The sequence below is a fragment of the Aeromicrobium sp. REDSEA-S32_B7 genome, from assembly GCF_001626145.1.
GTDB lineage: Bacteria > Actinomycetota > Actinomycetes > Propionibacteriales > Nocardioidaceae > Aeromicrobium > Aeromicrobium erythreum.
Genome location: NZ_LUNF01000130.1, coordinates 1 through 5,409, shown reverse-complemented (window position 1 = coordinate 5,409; position 5,409 = coordinate 1). Strand labels below are relative to the sequence as shown.

The following is a 5,409-nucleotide window of genomic DNA, read 5'->3' as shown; positions in this document are numbered from 1 at the left end:
GGGCCCGGAGGAGCTCCACGGCGCTGGCGAGCGCGACGAGGCCGGCGGGCACGCCGAGGACGAGCACGCGCACGTCGCGGTCGGCGAGGGCGACGAGCACCCAGCCGACGTGGGGCACGTGGTGCCGGACGACGGGCTGCGTGGGCGCGGTGAGCGAGAACCGCCAGGGGTCGGGCTGCGGGTTCGCATCACCCTGCGTCCGGAGCAGGCGGCCACCGCCCTCCGCGGTGCCGATCTCGATGATGCGGTGCGTCACGAGGTTGGGGACGCCGCTGTCGGCGGGAGGCTGGTAGGTGATCACGTCGCCGACGGCGAGGTCCGCGACCGGCACGGCCTTCTCGAGGACGATCGAGCCCTTGTCGATGGTCCCGGTCATGGAGCCACCGGTGATCACGTAGCGCTGGTAGCCCAGGAGGCTCGGCGCGAGGTAGGCCAGACCGGCGAGGGTCGCCACGACCAGGAGCGCGTTGACCGCCGAGGAGGTGACGCGGCGTGCGGTGCGACGCTCGACGCGGTGCTGCGCTGAGGTGCTCATGGTGCTCTCCCTGCTGGCGGTGGACGGGCCGTGGTGGCTGGTGGCGGTGGAGGTGGTTCGAGGAGGCGCGCGACGGGCGCGCCCCCTCGGGCCCGGCGCTGCGGCCCTCCCCGCGTGCCGGGCGACCCGGACGTGACCCTCCCTCCACGTCACGTCCGGGCTGGTCTCACTGGTTGGTGGTGGTGGCGGCGAGCTGCGTGGAGTCCCAGCTGTAGGCGGCCGAGGCGGTCTTGCCCTGCTGCGTGTTGTCCGCCGTGTCGGCCAGGCGCACCGAGAAGGTGTAGGAGCTGGCGACGCCGGGGTCGACGGTGCCGAGCGGGTTCTTCTGGCCGTCGGTCAGGCCGCCGAAGTTGCCGTCGTAGACCTTCGTGCCCGTCGTGGTGTTGGTGATGGTGAGCGAGAGCGCGTTGTCGGCGAAGCCGTTCGTCGAGGACGTCTCGGTCAGGCTGAACGAGGCCGGCAGCGAACCGGTGTTCGTGATGGTGAGGCTGCCGTTGACGACGTCGCCGGGCTTGATGTTCGACAGCGAGAAGACCGCCGCGTTGTTCTTGGAGTTCGTGTGCGTCAGGGTGCCCGACGTCACCGAGCTGATCGTGTTCGCCGTGCTGGAGGTGAACGTCGCGCCCGAGCCGATGGCGACGGCGCCGGCGGCGAGCAGGGTGGCGAGGGGGAGGAGGACCTTCTTGGTGTTCATGGTGTGGCTTCCTGTGCGGTGCTGCGTGATCGAGGTGATGTCGACGACGCTACGGAGCCGAGATCCACAGAAGTCCCCCACGAGATCCCCACGCACTCCACGTCTGGGAACCGGTCGGCGGCTACCCCGCGGGAAGCTCGAACCACACCGCCGCGCCACCGGCCGGGGAGTCCTCCGCCCCGACCCGGCCGCCGTGGGCCTGCACGAGCCGACGCGTCGTCGCCAGGCCGATGCCGTGGCTGTCGGGGTCGTCGCCGCGGTCGTACAGGTCGAAGACCTCCCGTCGCCGCTCGGGCTCGATGCCCCGGCCGTTGTCGGCCACCGTCACCCGCCAGGCGTCGCCGTGGCGGTGCGCGGTCACGCTCACCTGTGCCGGGACGCCGGGGCGCGTGAACTTCAGCGCGTTCGTGAGCAGGTTCAGCACGACGGAGTACAGCATGTCCGCGTCGGCGCGGACCGTCGGCAGCATCCCGACCGTCACCGTCGCGCCACCCTGGCGCACCACGGGCTCGAGGTCGGTCAGGGCGAGGGTGAAGACGTGCTCCAGCGGGGTGTCGACGAGGGAGAGGCGTCCGCCGCGCACGGCGAACTCGAGCATCTCCTCGATCATCCGGTTCATGCGACGGCCGGCGTCGGAGACCGCCCGCACGACCGTGCCGAGGTCCCCGCGGGTGGCGACGACCGGCTCGGTCTCCAGAAGCTCCACGTTGGCGAGGATCGCGGTGAGCGGGCTGCGCAGGTCGTGGCTCACCTGCCCGGCGAAGAGCGCCAGGTGGTGGTTGGCGCGCTCGAGCTCCCGGGTGCGCAGCCTCAGCTCCAGCACGTCCATGACCTGCTCGGCCACGGTGCGCAGCGACGTCTCCTGCTCCGGGGTGAGCTCGCGCGCGGACTCGTCGAACAGGCACAGCCGTCCGAGGTGCACGCCGTCGGGCGTCACCAGCGGGGCCGACGCGTAGAACCGGACGGCTCCGATGACGCCCGTGACGAACGGGTTGGTCCGGAAGCGCTCGTCCACGGTGGCGTCCGGCACCACGACGGCGTCGCGCTCGGCCATCACCGCCGCGCACATCGAGTCCGACCGCGAGCACACCGACGGTGCGATCCCCGCCGTGGCGACGATCTGGTGCTGCTGGTCACGCGTGATGATGTTGATGGCCGCGCTGGGCACGTCGCAGGCCTGCGCCGCGAGGTCGACGAGCGCCTGCAGGTCGCGACCGACCGGCTCGGTGAGCACCGCGTAGCGCGCGAGCTCCTGCTCCTGCTGGTCGGTGGTGCCTCCGACGACCTCGATCACGTGTCCTCCTCGCCGTACGTCACGACGCCGCTGCGTGTGACGGGGGTCTCGTCGCGCATGCCAGGATGCCCCCGCGGGAGACCATCCGTCACCTCGCGTACCCCTTCGAGCGGCAGGTACGCTCCAAACATGAACCTTCGCCTCAAGAAGACCACCGCGGCGCTGGCCCTCGTGCTGGCCGCCGGCACCACCCTCGCCGCGTGCGGCGGTGACGACTCCTCCCAGGCGAAGGGCGACTCGTCCTCCGTCGGCGAGAAGGCGTCGACCACGCTCACGAAGGACAACTTCTTCACCGAGGTCTCCCAGGCCCAGCAGGACGCCAAGACCAGCCACGTCGAGATGGACTTCGGCGTCAGCGGCCAGGAGATCAAGGCCAGCGGCGACGTCGCGGTCGCGAAGGACGTCGCCGACACGAAGATGGCGATGAAGATGTCCGCCGGCGCGCAGGGCGACATCGAGATGCGTCTCGTTGACGGCGTGTTCTACATGAACATGGGCCCGATGACGCAGAACAAGTTCGCGAAGATCGACCTCAACGACACGAGCAACCCGATCGGCAAGCAGTTCAGCGGCCTGCTGGACAGCGTCGACCCCTCCAAGCAGATCGAGCAGCTGCAGGGCTCGATCACGAGCTTCGAGCAGAAGGGCGCGGCCAAGCAGATCGACGGCGTCGAGGCCAAGCCGTACGTCGTCGGCGTCGACTCCCAGAAGATCGTCTCCCAGCTGGGCGCGGCCGGCGCGGGCGCGTCGTCGCAGCTGCCGAAGGAGATCGTCTACACGATGTGGATCGGCCCTGACAACCTCCCGCGTCGCATCACGCTGGACCTCGCGGGCACGGCGATGACGATGGACTACAGCAAGTGGGGCGAGGACGTCTCCATCGAGGCGCCCGCGCAGGACCAGATCTCCGACGTCGACCTCGGCCAGATGGGCGCAGGCTCCCTGTAGGTCCCTGCACGCCCTCGCCGAGCCCCCGTCGCACCGGATTTGGTGCTGCGGGGGCTCGTGCGTAGACTGGACCAGCCGAAGACCGCTGGTCGGGTCCCACCTGGGTCCCGTGAAGTGCCTCGAACGGGGCGGCCCGCGCAGGTGTCCTCATGGTGGTGGGTTCCCAGAGCCTCCCGACGTGCGCATCCCTGCATGGCGTCGGTCGTAGGCAACGACCACCTGAAGGAGACCCATGGCAAACGCGGAGAAGGTCGCCGCCGTCGCCGAGCTCACGCAGAGCCTGCGCGAGTCGGACGGCATCGTCCTCACCGAGTACCGCGGTCTCACCGTGAAGCAGCTGCAGGAACTGCGGCGCTCGCTCGGTGAGGGTGCGAGCTATGCCGTCGCCAAGAACACGCTGACCAAGATCGCGGCCCGCGAGGCCGGGGTCGAGCTGTCCGAGGACCTGCTGACGGGTCCGACCGCCATCGCCTTCATCAAGGGCGATGTCGTCGAGGCGGCGAAGGGTCTGCGTGACTTCGCGAAGGCCAACACCACCCTCGTCATCAAGGGAGGCTTCCTCGACGGGAAGGCTCTCGACGCCGACGAGGTCAAGAAGCTGGCGGACCTCGAGTCGCGCGAGGTCCTCCTCGCCAAGCTCGCGGGCGCGATGAAGGGCAGCCTTCAGAACGCCGTGTCGCTCTTCAACGCCCCCCTCGCCCAGACGGCCCGCCTCGTGGCGGCCCTCGAGGCGAAGAAGGCCGAGGAGGCGCCTGCCGCCGACACTGCCGACGAGGCCCCCGTGGCCGAGACGGCGCCCGAGGTCGAGGCTTCCGCCGAGACCGACTCCGAGGGCTGAACGCCCGATTCACATCGGGACCCCCTCGGGGTCTCACCAACGAAAGGACGCCAATCATGGCGAAGCTCAGCACCGACGAGCTGCTCGACGCATTCAAGGAACTGACCCTCATCGAGCTCTCCGAGTTCGTGAAGGCCTTCGAGGAGACCTTCGAGGTCACCGCCGCTGCCCCCGTGGCCGTGGCTGCTGCCGGCGCCCCCGCGGCCGCCGGTGGCGACGCCGGTGACGCCGCCGCCGAGCAGGACGAGTTCGACGTCGTCCTCGAGTCGGCCGGCGACAAGAAGATCCAGGTCATCAAGGAGGTGCGCGGTCTCACGAGCCTCGGCCTGAAGGAGGCCAAGGACCTCGTCGAGGGCGCTCCGAAGCCCGTCCTGGAGAAGGTCAACAAGGAGACCGCCGACAAGGCCAAGGAGGCCCTCGAGGCCGCCGGCGCCACGGTCACGCTCAAGTGATCTGAGGCTGTCAGCCTGACGTCCGCAGTGACGTCGACGAGGACCCCCGTCGCCCCGGGACACCGGGTGCGGCGGGGGTCCTTCGCGTCCGCCCGGCAGGGCCACTCGTCCCGAGCGTCCCTGTGTCGTCGGCACGCGGACGCAGAACGCTGCTCGAGATCCACAGCACCGCAGACGCACGACCCTGCATTCGTGCGTACCAGGGCGAACCTCTCTGCGTCCGCGCCGGGATACCGCAGCGGACGCAGCATCCCTGGGGTCCCAGCGCACGGACGCGGAACCTCGTGCTCGACGCGACCCCGGTCCGAGATCACGTGCACCGCGGCTCGCTCCCACCTCCACACGAACCCACACCGCTGCGGGCGCGGACCGCCGACGACCGCACCCCTCGGACCCACCGGTCACGGGTCGAAAGTCCCTGCGCCGGCCTCGACGACGGCCGCGTAGCAGCCCCGTGACGGCGCGGGCGACGAGTCATGACGGTGCCGTCCACGTGACGGATGCCACCTTTGTCACCCCGAGTTGCATGAGGTACGGTCGCTGAGACCTGCGACACGTTACTGACGAGTCAACTCATGAGGGAGTTCTCGTAACCGGCGTCGCACAGTGTCGTTACAATAGGTGGTCCGGGTCACATCGACCCGGACC

6 protein-coding genes are annotated in these 5,409 nt (G+C 69.9%); 3 read left to right on the top strand and 3 right to left on the bottom strand.

What is annotated here, in order from left to right:
* From A6Q79_RS09330 to A6Q79_RS09320, 3 genes are all read right to left on the bottom strand, one after another.
* Positions 1-535, bottom strand: a 535-nt coding sequence (locus tag A6Q79_RS09330) for a signal peptidase I (RefSeq protein ID WP_317697932.1), incomplete at its 3' end; no start/stop codon positions are given.
* A 166-nt stretch (positions 536-701) separates the two neighbouring features.
* On the bottom strand, positions 702-1,229 hold the full coding sequence (locus A6Q79_RS09325; RefSeq protein WP_067854733.1) for a TasA family protein: 528 nt from the start codon (positions 1,227-1,229) through the stop codon (positions 702-704).
* A 121-nt stretch (positions 1,230-1,350) separates the two neighbouring features.
* Positions 1,351-2,523 carry an ATP-binding protein gene (locus A6Q79_RS09320; RefSeq protein ID WP_067854735.1) on the bottom strand — a complete coding sequence of 391 codons (1,173 nt, stop codon included), beginning with the start codon at positions 2,521-2,523 and terminating at the stop codon, positions 1,351-1,353.
* Positions 2,524-2,652: 129 nt separating this feature from the next.
* Here A6Q79_RS09320 and A6Q79_RS09315 point away from each other — a divergent pair, with 129 nt between their 5' ends.
* The 3 genes from A6Q79_RS09315 (at position 2,653) to rplL (ending at position 4,761) form a co-directional block, all read left to right on the top strand.
* Positions 2,653-3,471, top strand: coding sequence for an LppX_LprAFG lipoprotein (locus tag A6Q79_RS09315; RefSeq protein ID WP_067854737.1), 819 nt, complete (start codon positions 2,653-2,655; stop codon positions 3,469-3,471).
* 232 nt (positions 3,472-3,703) lie between these two features.
* Entirely contained in the window at positions 3,704-4,309 is a 606-nt protein-coding gene (rplJ, locus tag A6Q79_RS09310; protein ID WP_253025262.1) for a 50S ribosomal protein L10, read from the top strand.
* A gap of 56 nt (positions 4,310-4,365) precedes the next feature.
* A complete protein-coding gene (gene rplL, locus A6Q79_RS09305) occupies positions 4,366-4,761 on the top strand; it encodes a 50S ribosomal protein L7/L12 (protein WP_286689131.1) in 396 nt (131 codons plus the stop codon).
* Positions 4,762-5,409 lie beyond the last annotated feature (648 nt).